At 59.7% G+C, this 13,593-nt stretch carries 14 protein-coding genes; 5 read left to right on the top strand and 9 right to left on the bottom strand.

Translation table 11 applies throughout. From position 1 onward, the window contains the following. Positions 1 to 33 precede the first annotated feature (33 nt). Positions 34 to 981, bottom strand: coding sequence for a choline ABC transporter substrate-binding protein (locus ACA061_RS24850; protein ID WP_150617795.1), 948 nt, complete (start codon positions 979 to 981; stop codon positions 34 to 36). Between the two features lie 434 nt (positions 982 to 1,415). Here ACA061_RS24850 and ACA061_RS24845 point away from each other — a divergent pair, with 434 nt between their 5' ends. Together ACA061_RS24845 and gbdR are read left to right on the top strand one after the other, a co-directional pair. Beyond that, positions 1,416 to 2,792, top strand: a complete 1,377-nt coding sequence (locus ACA061_RS24845; protein ID WP_150601907.1) for an L-serine ammonia-lyase — start codon at positions 1,416 to 1,418, stop codon at positions 2,790 to 2,792. Between the two features lie 855 nt (positions 2,793 to 3,647). Beyond that, on the top strand, positions 3,648 to 4,751 hold the full coding sequence (gbdR, locus tag ACA061_RS24840) for a choline metabolism transcriptional regulator GbdR (protein ID WP_007949927.1): 1,104 nt from the start codon (positions 3,648 to 3,650) through the stop codon (positions 4,749 to 4,751). 112 nt (positions 4,752 to 4,863) lie between these two features. On the opposite strand, the gene ACA061_RS24835 is transcribed toward gbdR, so the two are convergent. From ACA061_RS24835 to ACA061_RS24815, 5 genes are all read right to left on the bottom strand, one after another. Beyond that, positions 4,864 to 5,127, bottom strand: a complete 264-nt coding sequence (locus ACA061_RS24835; protein ID WP_042561469.1) for a hypothetical protein — start codon at positions 5,125 to 5,127, stop codon at positions 4,864 to 4,866. Between the two features lie 395 nt (positions 5,128 to 5,522). Further along, entirely contained in the window at positions 5,523 to 5,999 is a 477-nt protein-coding gene (locus ACA061_RS24830; protein ID WP_497300205.1) for a thioesterase family protein, read from the bottom strand. A gap of 241 nt (positions 6,000 to 6,240) precedes the next feature. Further along, positions 6,241 to 7,206, bottom strand: coding sequence for an L-carnitine dehydrogenase (locus tag ACA061_RS24825; protein ID WP_115147146.1), 966 nt, complete (start codon positions 7,204 to 7,206; stop codon positions 6,241 to 6,243). 132 nt (positions 7,207 to 7,338) lie between these two features. After that, entirely contained in the window at positions 7,339 to 8,226 is an 888-nt protein-coding gene (gene cdhC, locus ACA061_RS24820; RefSeq protein WP_210700514.1) for a 3-dehydrocarnitine:acetyl-CoA trimethylamine transferase CdhC, read from the bottom strand. 75 nt (positions 8,227 to 8,301) lie between these two features. Beyond that, on the bottom strand, positions 8,302 to 9,246 hold the full coding sequence (locus ACA061_RS24815) for a choline ABC transporter substrate-binding protein (RefSeq protein WP_395604596.1): 945 nt from the start codon (positions 9,244 to 9,246) through the stop codon (positions 8,302 to 8,304). Positions 9,247 to 9,438: 192 nt separating this feature from the next. On the opposite strand from ACA061_RS24815, the gene ACA061_RS24810 reads away from it, so the two are divergent. Beyond that, positions 9,439 to 10,383 (top strand): GlxA family transcriptional regulator, encoded by a 945-nt coding sequence (locus ACA061_RS24810; RefSeq protein WP_150617790.1) that lies wholly within the window; start codon positions 9,439 to 9,441, stop codon positions 10,381 to 10,383. A gap of 90 nt (positions 10,384 to 10,473) precedes the next feature. Here ACA061_RS24810 and ACA061_RS24805 read toward each other — a convergent pair whose 3' ends face one another. The 3 genes from ACA061_RS24805 to ACA061_RS24795 all read right to left on the bottom strand — a co-directional run bounded on the left by ACA061_RS24805 (position 10,474) and on the right by ACA061_RS24795 (position 11,746). Further along, entirely contained in the window at positions 10,474 to 10,890 is a 417-nt protein-coding gene (locus ACA061_RS24805; protein ID WP_150593657.1) for a DUF3010 family protein, read from the bottom strand. Positions 10,891 to 10,918: 28 nt separating this feature from the next. Continuing rightward, positions 10,919 to 11,242 (bottom strand): helix-turn-helix domain-containing protein, encoded by a 324-nt coding sequence (locus ACA061_RS24800; protein WP_497300204.1) that lies wholly within the window; start codon positions 11,240 to 11,242, stop codon positions 10,919 to 10,921. A gap of 102 nt (positions 11,243 to 11,344) precedes the next feature. Then, positions 11,345 to 11,746, bottom strand: coding sequence for a lysozyme inhibitor LprI family protein (locus tag ACA061_RS24795; protein WP_210553503.1), 402 nt, complete (start codon positions 11,744 to 11,746; stop codon positions 11,345 to 11,347). 233 nt (positions 11,747 to 11,979) lie between these two features. Between ACA061_RS24795 and ACA061_RS24790 the strand changes: the two genes are divergently transcribed. Together ACA061_RS24790 and ACA061_RS24785 are read left to right on the top strand one after the other, a co-directional pair. Then, a complete protein-coding gene (locus tag ACA061_RS24790; RefSeq protein WP_034153590.1) occupies positions 11,980 to 12,957 on the top strand; it encodes a dipeptidase in 978 nt (325 codons plus the stop codon). Positions 12,958 to 13,062: 105 nt separating this feature from the next. Continuing rightward, positions 13,063 to 13,593: a DUF5943 domain-containing protein gene (locus ACA061_RS24785; RefSeq protein WP_047303843.1), complete on the top strand. Its 531-nt coding sequence runs from the start codon at positions 13,063 to 13,065 to the stop codon at positions 13,591 to 13,593.

The following is a 13,593-nucleotide window of genomic DNA, read 5'->3' as shown; positions in this document are numbered from 1 at the left end:
GCCCGGGCGGCCTGAACCGCCCGGCATAAGCGATTACTGATTCAGCTTGGCTTTCACGGCCTCCAGGCCAGGCTTACCGTCAATGGTGGTCACGCCAGCGAGCCAGGTATCGAGCACTTGTGGATTCTTTTTCAGCCAGGCCTTGGCGGCCGCGTCAGGCTTCATCTTGTCGTCGAGGATGTTGCCCATCAGTTCGCTTTCCATGTCGACGGTGAATTCCAGATTCTTCAGCAACTGACCGACGTTGCTGCATTCCGTGGCGTAACCCTTGCGGGTGTTGGTCGCTACGGTGGCCGCACCGAAATCGGGGCCGAAGAACTCGTCGCCGCCGGTCAGGTATTGAATCTTGAAGCGCTTGTTCATCGGGTGCGGTGCCCAGCCGAGGAACACCACTTCGGTGCCACGGCGCGAAGCCCGGTCAACCTGCGAGAGCATGCCCGCTTCAGACGATTCGACGACTTTGAAACCAGCGGTTTTCAGGCCAAAGGCGTCCTTGTCGATCATGCTCTGGATCAGGCGGTTGCCGTCGTTGCCAGGCTCGATGCCGTAAATCTTGCCGTCGAGTTCTTTCTTGAATTTGGCGATGTCGGCGAAGTCATGCAGACCTTTGTCATACAAGGCTTGCGGCACGGCGAGGGTGTATTTGGCGCCAGTGAGGTTGGTGCGCACGGTTTCCACGGTGCCGGCGTCGCGGTAGGCCTTGATGTCGTTTTCCATGGTCGGCATCCAGTTGCCGAGGAATACGTCCATGTTCTTGCCGTCGGCCAGCGACTTGTAGGTCACGGGCACGGAGATCATGGTGGTCTTGGTCTTGTAGCCGAGGGCGTTGAGGACGACGGAGGTGGTAGCGGTGGTGGCGGTGATGTCGGTCCAGCCAACATCGGAGAAATTCACGGTACTGCACTGTGCCGGTTCTGCAGCTTGCGCCAGTAACGGCAGACTCAGCATGGCGGCCAACAACAACGACGGGGAACCTTTCATGGATGGACTCCTTGGTGTTTTTTTTGGCAGTGTTCCGACTGGACCACCGCACTTATGGGTTGCGGTTGGATGGCGTTCTGGAGACAGCTCTACCACGTCGCCTTGCAATCGAGTCATAACGATCATGTACCAGTGAAAATCTGACGCCTACAGGGGGGGTCGTATCCAGTACAGGGATGGTCGCATCCAGTGTCAGTGACGTCGTTTACAGCTTTTTTCTACCCTGTCTGGCCATCTGAACTGCATAAAAACGGCGCAAATGAGCGGGAAAACCGGCGCGGCGTTAGTGAGCATGAGTGCGTCGGTGCCAGACGCCGTACGAGCTATCAAAAGCCTGATGATGCGGGCATTCCGGCGGATCGCAGCTTGAGCGTAGCAGCTCCGCCAGCGGGCGCTTCACGCCCCGGATCAGCATTCTCAGGAGCTCTGCAGCAATGGCTATCAGCGTTTTCGACCTGTTCAAAATCGGCATCGGCCCTTCCAGTTCCCACACCGTCGGGCCAATGCGCGCGGCGGCATTGTTTGTCGAATCGCTGCGCGACAGGCATCAGTTGGAACAGGTGCGGCGCATTGAGGTTCAGCTTTTCGGTTCGCTGTCGGCCACGGGTATCGGACACGGCAGCGACAACGCGGTGATCATGGGCCTGATGGGCGAGTGGCCGGACGCAATCGATCCGTCGCAGATCGGCCCGCGCATCCAGGCCCTGCGTGAAACCCACACACTCCTTCTGGATGGTCGCTTGTCGGTGCCGTTTGTCTGGGCCCGCGACATGCGCCTGATCGAGGAAAACCTGCCGTTCCATCCCAACGCCATGACCCTGGTTGCCGAAGGCGATCACGGCGAGTTGCATCGCGACACCTACTATTCGGTCGGTGGCGGATTTGTCGTGGATGAGGCGCAGGCGTCCAGCGGTGTGGTTGATCTGGATCGCACCGAATTGCCTTATGACTTTTCCAGCGCCGTCGAGCTGCTGGAGCTGTGCAAGAAGCACAACCTGCGTGTCGCCGAACTGATGCTGGCCAACGAAAAAGTCTGGCGCAGTGAGGAAGAAATCCGTGCCGGGCTGATGAAACTGTGGCGGGCGATGCAGGATTGCGTCGAGCAGGGCTTGAAACACGAGGGCATCTTGCCCGGTGGGTTGAATGTGCGTCGGCGTGCGGCGAAATTGCATCGCAGCTTGCAGGAGCTGGGCAAGCCCAATGTGATTGGCTCGACACTGAGCGCGATGGAGTGGGTCAACCTGTTCGCCCTCGCCGTGAATGAAGAGAACGCTGCGGGCGGGCGCATGGTCACGGCGCCGACCAATGGCGCGGCGGGGATCATACCGGCGGTATTGCACTACTTTATGAAGTTCAGCGAGGCGGTGACTGACGCCAATGTCGTTGACTACTTACTCAGCGCGGCGGCAGTGGGGATTCTGTGCAAGAAGAATGCTTCGATCTCCGGTGCTGAAGTCGGCTGTCAGGGCGAAGTCGGTTCGGCGTGCGCGATGGCGGCGGCGGGGCTGGCGGAGATTCTTGGCGCGACACCCGAGCAACTGTGCAATGCGGCGGAGATAGGCCTGGAACACAACCTTGGGCTAACGTGCGATCCGGTGGGTGGTCTGGTGCAAGTGCCGTGCATCGAGCGCAATGCAATTGCGGCGGTGAAAGCAATCAACGCCGCGCAGATGGCGCTGCGTGGTGACGGGCAGCACTTTATCTCGCTGGACCGGGTGATCCGCACCATGCGCGATACCGGCGCCGATATGCATGACAAATATAAAGAGACGTCGCGCGGTGGGTTGGCGGTGAGCGCGGTTGAGTGCTGACACCGAGTTGCCCTGTGGCGAGGGGATTTATCCCCGATGGGCTGCGAAGCGGCCCCAAGCCCTGCAATCGAGTTTTGCCTGACACACCGCGGTGAATGGGTTTACGACTGCTGCGCAGCCGATCGGGGATAAATCCCCTCGCCACAGGATTTATCCCGGATGGGCTGCGAAGCGGCCCCAAGTCCTGCAATCGAGTTTTGCCTGACACACCGCGGTGAATGGGTTTACGACTGCTGCGCAGCCGATCGGGGATAAATCCCCTCGCCACAGGATTTATCCCGGATGGGCTGCGAAGCGGCCCCAAGTCCTGCAATCGAGTTTTGCCTGACACACCGCGGTGGATGGGTTTACGACTGCTGCGCAGCCGATCGGGGATAAATCCCCTCGCCACAGGATTTATGTTTGATTTGGAAAAGGGTGGAGAGTCAGACCAGTCAAAACTGCTCGCTAACGGAACACTTCCAACCCGGCGCGCCACCTTTTAGCGCGTCGTAATCAGATAAGAGCATTCCTGCCCCGTGACGCGTACCAGCGCCTGCTACCGCCCGTCACCCGTGCGTGCGGTGACACTGCGCAGCAACCGCGCGCAGGCCAGTTCCCACAAGTGCTACCGATATGCTCACACGCAACGGGGCAGAGCTTTCACTGGCGTTGATGGCACTTCGAAATACCTTTTGTCGGACGTCTCGAATAGACACGTCGCGACGTCGTTTTCAGGAGTTATTGAACGGCCATTCAATTTTAGGCATGGCAATTGCTCTGTCATAACAAAGCCCGCCTCCCTTGCGAGAGCGCCGGCAATAACAAGAGCCTCCGCCTGAGGCCATCACCCGCTTTGTGTGAGGAGATACCGCGATGACGTCGTTCAACTCCGGGGCCCAACCCCAGAACCGTGCGCCTCAATCCATCGGCTTTCTGCTGCTGGACAATTTCACGCTGATTTCTCTGGCCTCCGCAGTAGAACCTCTGCGCATGGCCAACCAATTGTCCGGTCGCGAGCTGTATCGCTGGAGCACCCTCACCGTCGATGGCGGCCAGGTGTGGGCCAGTGACGGTCTGCAAATCACCCCCGACGCCTCCATGCACAAAGCGCCGCCGCTGGACACTGTGATTGTTTGCGGTGGCATCGGCATCCAGCGCACCGTTACCCGTGAACACGTTTCGTGGCTGCAAAGCCAGGCGCGTCAGTCCAAGCGCCTCGGTGCCGTGTGCACCGGCAGTTGGGCCCTGGCCTGCGCCGGTCTGCTCGACGGTTTCGATTGCAGCGTGCATTGGGAGTGTCTGGCGGCGATGCAGGAAGCTTTCCCGCGCGTGGCGATGAGCACCCGCTTGTTCACCCTCGACCGCAACCGTTTCACCAGCTCCGGCGGCACCGCGCCGCTGGACATGATGCTGCACCTGATCAGCCGCGATCACGGCCGTGAACTGTCCGCCGCGATCTCGGAAATGTTCGTCTACGAGCGTATCCGCAACGAGCAGGATCACCAGCGTGTGCCGCTCAAGCACATGCTCGGCACCAACCAGCCGAAATTGCAGGAAATCGTCGCGCTGATGGAAGCCAATCTGGAAGAGCCAATCGACCTCGATGAACTGGCGGTGTACGTCGCCGTGTCGCGCCGGCAGCTGGAGCGCCTGTTTCAGAAATACCTGCACTGTTCGCCTTCGCGCTACTACCTCAAGCTGCGCCTGATTCGCGCCCGGCAGTTGCTCAAGCAGACGCCGATGTCGATCATCGAAGTGGCATCGGTGTGTGGTTTCGTGTCGACGCCGCACTTCTCCAAGTGCTACCGCGAATACTTCGGCATTCCGCCGCGTGACGAGCGCGTAGGCTCCAACACCACCCAGCAAGTGGCGATGCTGCCGCTGCCGCAGGCGATTGTGATGTCGCCGCTTTCGGGGCCGATGTCGGCGCTGAGCCAGGCGCGCAATGAGTCGACGTTTGCCAGTGTAAGGCTGTAGACCGAGGCGCTTTCATCGCTGGCAAGCCAGCTCCCACAGGATCTGTGTTGGACACAAATGTTGTGTTCACCCGGATCACTGTGGGAGCTGGCTTGCCAGCGATGGCGGTTCGTCAGGCGCTATGGCTTTGCTGATAGTCCGCCAACGCTGGCAGCAACTGTTTGTCGATGGCCTGACGCACCGCCGGTTGAATGCTTGCGCCACTGGTGTACATGTCCTTGACCATCTTGCGCAGCTCGGATGCCCTGACATTATCCAGGCCACGCACCGCGCACTCACAAGCCTGCTCGGCCGTGGAGCCACTCGGCACCTGAAATCCCAATGCCTTGAGCTGGCCCAACAGGTCTTCCTGATCAATCAAGTCGGCATACATCATGAGGCGAATCCTTCTTCGGCAACGGAGGTCGTGGTTCGATTCTGGTAGGCGGGTGAAGTGACGGCAAGAGCGATTTGTCGCAGTGGCCGCGACGGCTATGAACAGGTCGTTTTCGGCTAACTCGGAGTGCAGGGGAGTAGGCACACTGGACTCAGCTTGCAACACGAAGGTTTGGTCACCCTCGCATCGCAGCTCCTCAACAGTAGCCTCTGCCCCGATCCTGTCACGGCTGGTATCGGGGCTTTTTTTTGGCTGTGAATCAGGAAGTCTGAGTTGGTTTTGCGGACGCCATCGCGGGCAAGCCCGCTCCCACAGGGTTTGGTGTCGATCACAAAAATGTGACCGACGCCTAACCCTGTGGGAGCGGGCTTGCCCGCGATGAACGATAACCCGGTCTATCTGGCAGGCGGCAGAGCGATGACGCGGCCGATGTAAGCGGGGGCGGGCAGATCGGTTTGCGCGGCGACCATGGCTTGCAGGTGATTCAGCGTGTCGGGGGTGAACGGTGCCGAGCGTGGGCCGGCAAGATCAACATGGAGCAACATTTGCTCGTTGCCGGCCAGTTCCTGGGGATCGCCGACTTTGTGCAGGCTGAGATAGAGGTGCAGGCGTTTGCTGTCGTGGCCGATGATTTGCGTGTGCACTTCGACGTCGGTATCGAGCTTCACTTCGTGCAGGTAGTTGAGGTGCAGTTCGAGGGTAAACAGCGAGTGGCCGCTGGCTTCGCGGTTGTTGCTGTCCATGCCGAGGCGATCCATCAGGGCATCGGTGGCGTAGCTGAAAATCAGCAGGTAGAAGGCATCGCGCAGGTGGCCGTTGTAGTCGACCCAGTCGGGGATGATGCGGGTTTGGTAGGTGGTGAGGGTGGGCATGATTGGGTTCCGGCAGAAGGTTGGTGGTGAAGATCAAAAGCAATCCCCTCACCCCAGCCCTCCCGAAACGTCGGACCGCCCCCAAGGGGGCCAGGGGGAAAGGGAGCAGATCTTCAAGCTTTTCAAGTCCTGAGTTCGGCTCGGTAATTCAGGTCGGTGTAACTCGCAAGAGCACCTCGGTCAGTCCCCTCTACCTCTGGGAGAGGGCTAGGGTGAGGGCTGCATTGTCATGCCAAACGCATCACTCGCTGAAACTCATCCCATGCTTTTCCTTGGTAGTCCTGACCGCCTCAAGCACCGCCAACAAGCAATCATCACGATAGCGCTCCAGTGCCGAAATGCTACGTTCGCCAAGCTGCTCGCTGGTGCCATCGACCACGTCATCAATCAACTTGTCGGTCAGCTCCGGCGCCGGCAGATAGGTCCACGGCAACTGCAAGGCCGGGCCGAATTGCGACATGAAGTGGCGCATCCCGGCATCACCACCGGCCAGCGTGTAAGTCAGGAACGTGCCCATGAACGACCAGCGCAGACCCGCGCCAAAGCGGATCGCATCGTCGATCTCACCTGTAGTCGCCACGCCATCGTTGACCAGGTGCAGCGCCTCGCGCCACAGCGCTTCAAGCAAACGGTCGGCGATGAATCCAGGCACTTCCTTGCGCACGTGCAGCGGACGCATGCCGAGGGATTCGTAGACTTTCATCGCCGCTTGCACGGCCTCAGGCGCGGTGTTCTTGCCGCCGACGACTTCCACCAACGGCAGCAGGTAGACCGGATTGAACGGATGGCCGACCACGCAGCGTTCCGGGTGGGTCGAGCTCTCGTAAAACTCGCTCGGCAGCAGGCCTGAAGTGCTGGAACCGATTAACGCGTTCGGCTTGGCGGATGCGCTGATTTTGCTGTGCAATTCCAGTTTCAGTTCCAGACGTTCCGGAGCGCTTTCCTGAATGAAATCGGCATCGCGCACGCATTCTTCGATGGTCGCGACAAAACGCAGGCGATCCTGTGATGCGCCCGGTGCCAGACCGTTTTTTTCCAGTGCACCCCAGGCGTTGGCGACGCGTTTGCGCAATGCCGCTTCAGCGCCGGGTGCCGGGTCCCAGGCGACCACGTCGAGGCCATGGGCGAGGGCACGCGCGACCCAGCCGCTGCCGATGACACCGCTGCCCAGAGCGGCGAAGGTTTTGATTTCGGTGATAAAGCTCATAGGGTTTTTCCTGAAAGAAGGCGTTCCCTGTAGGAGCTGCCGAAGGCTGCGATCTTTTGACTTTGATTGTTAGAAACAAGATCAAAAGATCGCAGCCTTCGGCAGCTCCTACAGGAGAGATTGTGTGTAGGTTTAGCGGCGCTGGGTCAGGCCCATCTTCTGGCGGCCTTCAGCCGGGGTCAGCACGCGGGCGCCGAGGCGGCTGAGGATTTCGGTGGCGCGTTCGACCAATTGACCGTTGGTCGCGAGCACACCCTTGTCCAGCCACAGATTGTCTTCCAGGCCGACCCGCACGTTGCCACCGAGCAGCACCGCTTGCGCCGCCATCGGCATCTGCATCCGGCCAATGCCGAACCCGGCCCACACTGCGTCTGCCGGCAGGTTATCGACCATGGCTTTCATGGTGGTGGTGTCGGCCGGCGCGCCCCACGGGATGCCCAGGCACAGCTGAAACAACGGGTTGTCGAGCAGACCCTCCTTGATCATCTGTTTGGCGAACCACAGGTGGCCGGTGTCGAAAATTTCCAGTTCGGCTTTCACACCCAGCTCGGTTATGCGTTTGGCGCCTGCGCGCAGTTGCGCCGGGGTGGAGACGTAAATGGTGTCGCCGTCGCCGAAGTTCAGCGTGCCGCAATCGAGGGTGCAGATTTCCGGCAGCAGTTCTTCGACATGAGCGAGGCGGGTCAGCGGGCCGACCAGATCGGTGTTCGGGCCGAACTCCATCGGGTTCTCGCCAGCGCCGATTTCCAGGTCGCCACCCATGCCGGCCGTGAGGTTGACGATGATGTCGACGTCGGCCTCGCGGATCCGCTCCATCACTTCGCGGTACAGCGCCACGTCGCGGCTGAACTTGCCGGTCTGCGGATCGCGCACATGGCAATGCACGACCGTCGCGCCAGCCTTGGCGGCTTCCACCGCTGCAGCGGCGATCTGTTTCGGGGTGACCGGCACGTGCGGGCTGCGGGCGGTCGTGTCGCCAGCACCGGTGAGTGCGCAGGTGATGATGACGTCGTGGTTCATGAGGCGGTTTCCTTCAGGCGTGATGGGTCTGTCCGCAGCCCTTGTCGGGCTGCGAAGCGGTGATTCAGGGGTGATTTACTTGCTGGTCAGTTTCAGGTTTTCAGCCGCCGGTTTGCCGTCGAATGTGGTCACACCTTCGAGCCAGCGCTGTTTGTCTTGCGGGTGATCCTTGAGCCATTGCCTGGCGGATTCGAAGGCGTCCTTGTGATCGAGCAGCGGTTGCATCATCCGGCTCTCGTCTTCGGCGGTGTACGTCAGGTTGGTCAGCAGCCGACCGATGTTCGGACACTGTTCGGCGTATTTGGGCGACGTTACCGTCCATACGGTGGCCATACCTTCGTTCGGGCCGAGGGCGTCTTCGCTGCCAGTGAGGTAAGTCATCTTCACGTTGACGTTCATCGGATGCGGCGCCCAGCCGAAGAACACCACAGCCTCTTTGCGGCGCACGGCGCGATCAACCGCCGCGAGCATGCCGGCCTCGCTTGATTCGACCAGTTGGAATTTGCCGAGACCGAACTGATTCTTGGCGATCATTGCCTTGATCTGCGTGTTGGCGCCCGAGCCTGGCTCGATGCCGTAAATCTTGCCGCCCAGTTCTTTCTCGAATTTGGCGATGTCGGCGAAAGTTTTCAGGCCCTTGTCAGCCAGGTAAGTCGGTACGGCGAGGGTGGCGCGGGCGTCTTTGAGGCTTGGCGCTTCGAGGACTTTGACCTGATTGGCGTCGACGAACGGAGTGATGGTCTGGGTCATCAGCGGGTTCCAGTAGCCGAGGAACAGGTCCAGACGCTGATCGCGGATCCCGGCGAAGATGATTTGCTGGGACGCGCTGGTTTGTTTGGTGTTGTAGCCGAGGCCGTCGAGCAGGACCTGGGTCATGGCGCTGGTAGCGATCACGTCGGTCCAGTTGACCACGCCCATGCGTACGTTCTGGCAAGACGCGGGTTCGGCCGCCATGACGCTGGCGCTCAAGAAAGCGGTACCACTGAGTGCAAGAACACAGCTGCTGATCAGTCGTTTCATGTCGGGTTCCTCGGCAGGTCGTTTATTGTGGGTTCCGGCGTCTGATGCGTCGGTGATGCAAAGTTACGCAGCAATGCGCCCGTGAAAGCGCACTACGGCGACTGGCACTTGCACTGTAGCGACCTGCACTCTTGAACGACGATGACAAACGGCGTATCAACATCTAACGCTACCCGCCAACCGAGTGCGCCCATGTCCCAGGATTTCTACTTTTTGCTGATGCCGGGGTTTTCCGCGATCGGCTTTATCTCCGCGATCGAACCGCTGCGGGTGGCCAACCGTTTTCGCGGCGAGCTGTACCGCTGGCACGTGCTCAGCGCCGATGGCGGGGCAGTGCTGGCGAGCAATGGCATGTCGGTCAACGCCGATGCGGCGCTGGAGCCTCTGAAGAAGGGCGCAACGCTGTTGGTGGTCGCCGGATTCGAACCGCTGAAATTCGCCACGCCGACGCTCGAGCACTGGCTGCGCCGACTGGATAACGAAGGCGTCACCCTCGGCGCCATCGACACCGGCAGCTTCGTCCTCGCCGAGGCGGGCCTGCTCGAGGGCCATCGCCTGACTCTGCATTGGGAAGCGATCGATGCGTTCAAGGAATCTTATCCACAGCTCAGCGTGACGCAGGAACTGTTCGAGATTGACCGGCGGCGCATCACCTCGGCCGGTGGCACCGCTTCCATCGATTTAATGCTCGATCTGATCGCCCAGGCCCACGGCCCGCAACTGGCGATCCAGGTCAGCGAGCAATTTGTGTTAGGCCGCATCCGCCCGCGCAAAGACCACCAGCGCATGGAGGTCGCCACGCGTTATGGCATCAACAACAAGAAACTGGTGCAGGTTATTGGCGAGATGGAACAGCACAGCGAACCGCCGCTGAGCACGCTGCAACTGGCGGAATCGATCAAAGTCACTCGGCGGCAGCTTGAGCGTTTGTTTCGGTTGCACCTGAACGATACGCCGAGCAATTTCTATCTGCGCTTAAGGCTGGAGAAGGCTCGGCAGTTGTTGCGCCAGACGGATATGAGCGTGCTCGAAGTCAGCATCGCCTGCGGGTTTGAATCACCGTCCTACTTCACCCGTAGCTATCGGGCGAAGTTCGCACGCTGTCCGCGAGAAGACCGGCGTACTGCCCAAGCCTGAACATCAAAAGATCGCAGCCTTCGGCAGCTCCTACATGAGATCCCCTGTAGGAGCTGCCGAAGGCTGCGATCTTTTGATCTTGCTGTTTGCTTACTTCTTCACCAGCGCTGAGCAAGCGGCCTTGTAAGCCTCATGCTGATATTTGTTCAACGTTCCCGGCAGCTCGAAATTATGCTTCTTCGCCTGCGCATTAATCGTCTGCGGCGACAGCAGCGTCACCTCACACCCATCGAGCAACTGAAACACACCCTCGATCTTGAACGTCGTCGGCCCACCGGCAAACTCACCCTTCTTGCTGCGCTTCTTGATCGCAATCCGGTCAATCGAATTTTCGCGCACAAACGACGCGACCTGCGCGGCGAAACGTTTGACGTTGGCCGCTTCGTCGTCATCGTCGAGGGCGATTTTCTTGGTGGCGAGAGGGATGTGGCTCAGGGTCGAACCGTCGAGAGCGGCCACGGCGATGATCGCTTCGCTGCCTTTGATTTCGATGCCGCAGATGTTCATGGGAATTCCTTTGAATGAAGAGGGCTGCCTACAGCTCAAGCTGACTGGCCGTGATGCCGAACGCTGCTGCAATTTTCTCGCGGGTCGCTTTGCGTGGCTTGGCAACCGTTTCCTGTTGAGCGAACGCCGGTTGGGAAATTCCCAAGCGCTTCGCCACTTCTTCCTGTGTCAGATTGAGATGTTCGCGCCAGGCGCGGATTGGTGTCGCCCCGTCGACCAATCGACTGACCACCTCGTGCGGGATCAGATCGGGTTGCATTTTCTGTGCGACGTATTGAGCGTAAGGAATGACCACGAAGGCCGGGTTGCCCTCGGCATCATTGATGATTTGGATGTCTTTGGACATTGTCATGGTCGGAGAAATATAAGTCTTTTATAAGATTTTAGGATCCTTGCTTATATTTCTCGCGAAACCAATCAGCAACGTTTGACGGCATGTTGCGAGGAGTCAGGATCACTCCTGCCCAATCGACTCCAAAAATTCCGACCGTTCATCACTCATCCGCGCCACGCAATCGTTCTGTGCAATTTTGAACGCCTTACTGCCATCCGTCGCCGGGAAGGCTTCTACCGCGCAATCCGCATCCCGCGTCTTCAGCCATTGCTGCTGGGCAGTCTTGAGTTTGGCGGTGATGTCAGCCAGTTGCGTCGGGTTTTTGCCGTACGCGGTCTGCATGCGTTCGGTGAGGCTGGCGTAGTTGTCCTTGAGCAGGTCTTCGGCCGCGGTGCGGCTGTAGGTCGAGCACTCCAGGGTCTGCACGTCGTTTTCGACTGCGTCGCACGGGTTGTTGTCGGACTCTTCGGCGGCGTGTACGCCGGTCGCAATCAGTGCCAGGGCCAGGAAGATCGATTTCATTGAGGTCGCCGCTCTCATCCAGTGGTGTATCCAAGATGCGGGGATTCTGGCTCAAGCTTGCGGGCTTGAACAGGTGGCTGGTCGGGCCGCCTGACGACCCTTTGTCGCGGATTGACGCTTTCGGCAATTCCCCTGTCGTTTTTGCACCCGGTCGCCCCGGCACCGAGGCATATGCTGGCCCCAAAGCGCCGGCAGACGATTCGGCGCATGAATCGCCAATAAGGGGACGCCTGATGAGCCCAGCCGAGTTACACGCCGACAGCATCGTTATCGACGGTCTGATCATTGCCAAATGGAACCGCGAGCTGTTTGAAGACATGCGCAAGGGCGGTCTGACGGCGGCCAACTGCACTGTGTCGGTGTGGGAAGGCTTTCAGGCGACCGTCAATAACATCGCCGCCAGTCAGAAGCTGATCCGCGAGAACAGCGACCTGGTAATGCCGGTGCGCACCACCGCCGACATCCGTCGCGCCAAGGAGCAGGGCAAGACCGGCATCCTCTTCGGCTTCCAGAATGCCCATGCGTTTGAAGACCAGATCGGCTATGTCGAGGTGTTCAAGCAGCTCGGCGTCGGCATCGTGCAGATGTGCTACAACACCCAGAATCTGGTCGGCACCGGTTGCTACGAGCGTGATGGCGGGCTGTCGGGTTTCGGTCGCGAGATCGTCGCCGAGATGAACCGCGTTGGCGTCATGTGCGACCTGTCCCACGTCGGTTCCAAGACTTCCGAGGAAGTCATCCTCGAATCGAAAAAACCGGTCTGCTATTCCCACTGCCTGCCGTCGGGGCTCAAGGAGCACCCGCGCAACAAGTCCGATGAAGAACTCAAATTCATTGCCGACCACGGCGGTTTTGTCGGCGTGACCATGTTCGCGCCGTTCCTCGCCAAGGGCATCGATTCGACCATCGACGACTACGCCGAAGCCATCGAATACGTGATGAACATCGTCGGCGAAGACGCCATCGGCATCGGCACCGACTTCACCCAGGGTCATGGCCAGGACTTCTTCGAATACCTGACCCACGACAAGGGCTACGCCCGCCGTCTGACCAGCTTCGGCAAGATCATCAACCCTCTGGGCATCCGCACCGTCGGCGAATTCCCGAACCTGACCGAAACCCTGCTCAAGCGCGGCCATCCCGAACGCGTGGTACGCAAGATCATGGGCGAGAACTGGGTCAACGTCCTCAAAGACGTCTGGGGCGAGTAACGCTTTCCAAAGACCGCCGCCGAACTGCCCCCTCTCCTGTGGGAGAGGGCTGGGGTGAGGGCTGCGGCCAACACTGAATCCAAATTTTTCCGGAGTTAAGTTTCCATGGCCAAGATCGCCCCGCAATTGCCAATCGAAGTCGACAGCGAAACCGGTGTCTGGACCTCTGACGCCCTGCCAATGCTGTACGTGCCCCGGCACTTTTTCGTCAATAACCACATGGGCATCGAGGAAGTGCTGGGCGCCGAAGCCTACGCCGAGATCCTCTACAAGGCCGGCTACAAATCCGCCTGGCACTGGTGTGAAAAAGAAGCTGAATGCCACGGCCTGGAAGGCGTCGCGGTGTTCGAGCACTACATGAAACGTCTGTCGCAGCGCGGCTGGGGTCTGTTCAAGATTCAGGACATCGATCTCGACAAAGGCACCGCCAGCGTCAAGCTCGAACACTCGGCGTTTGTCTACGTCTACGGCAAGGTCGGGCGCAAGGTCGACTACATGTTCACCGGCTGGTTTGCCGGCGCGATGGATCAGATTCTTGAAGCTCGCGGCAGCAAGATTCGCACGGTTGCCGAGCAAGTGTACGGTGGCTCCGAAGAAGGCCACGAAGACGGCTTGTTCACCGTCAAGCCGTTGTAA

The sequence above is a fragment of the Pseudomonas sp. LBUM1668 genome, assembly GCF_059695715.1.
The sequence above is the reverse complement of the archived record's forward strand: the minus strand, read 5'-3'. Positions and strand labels throughout refer to the sequence as shown.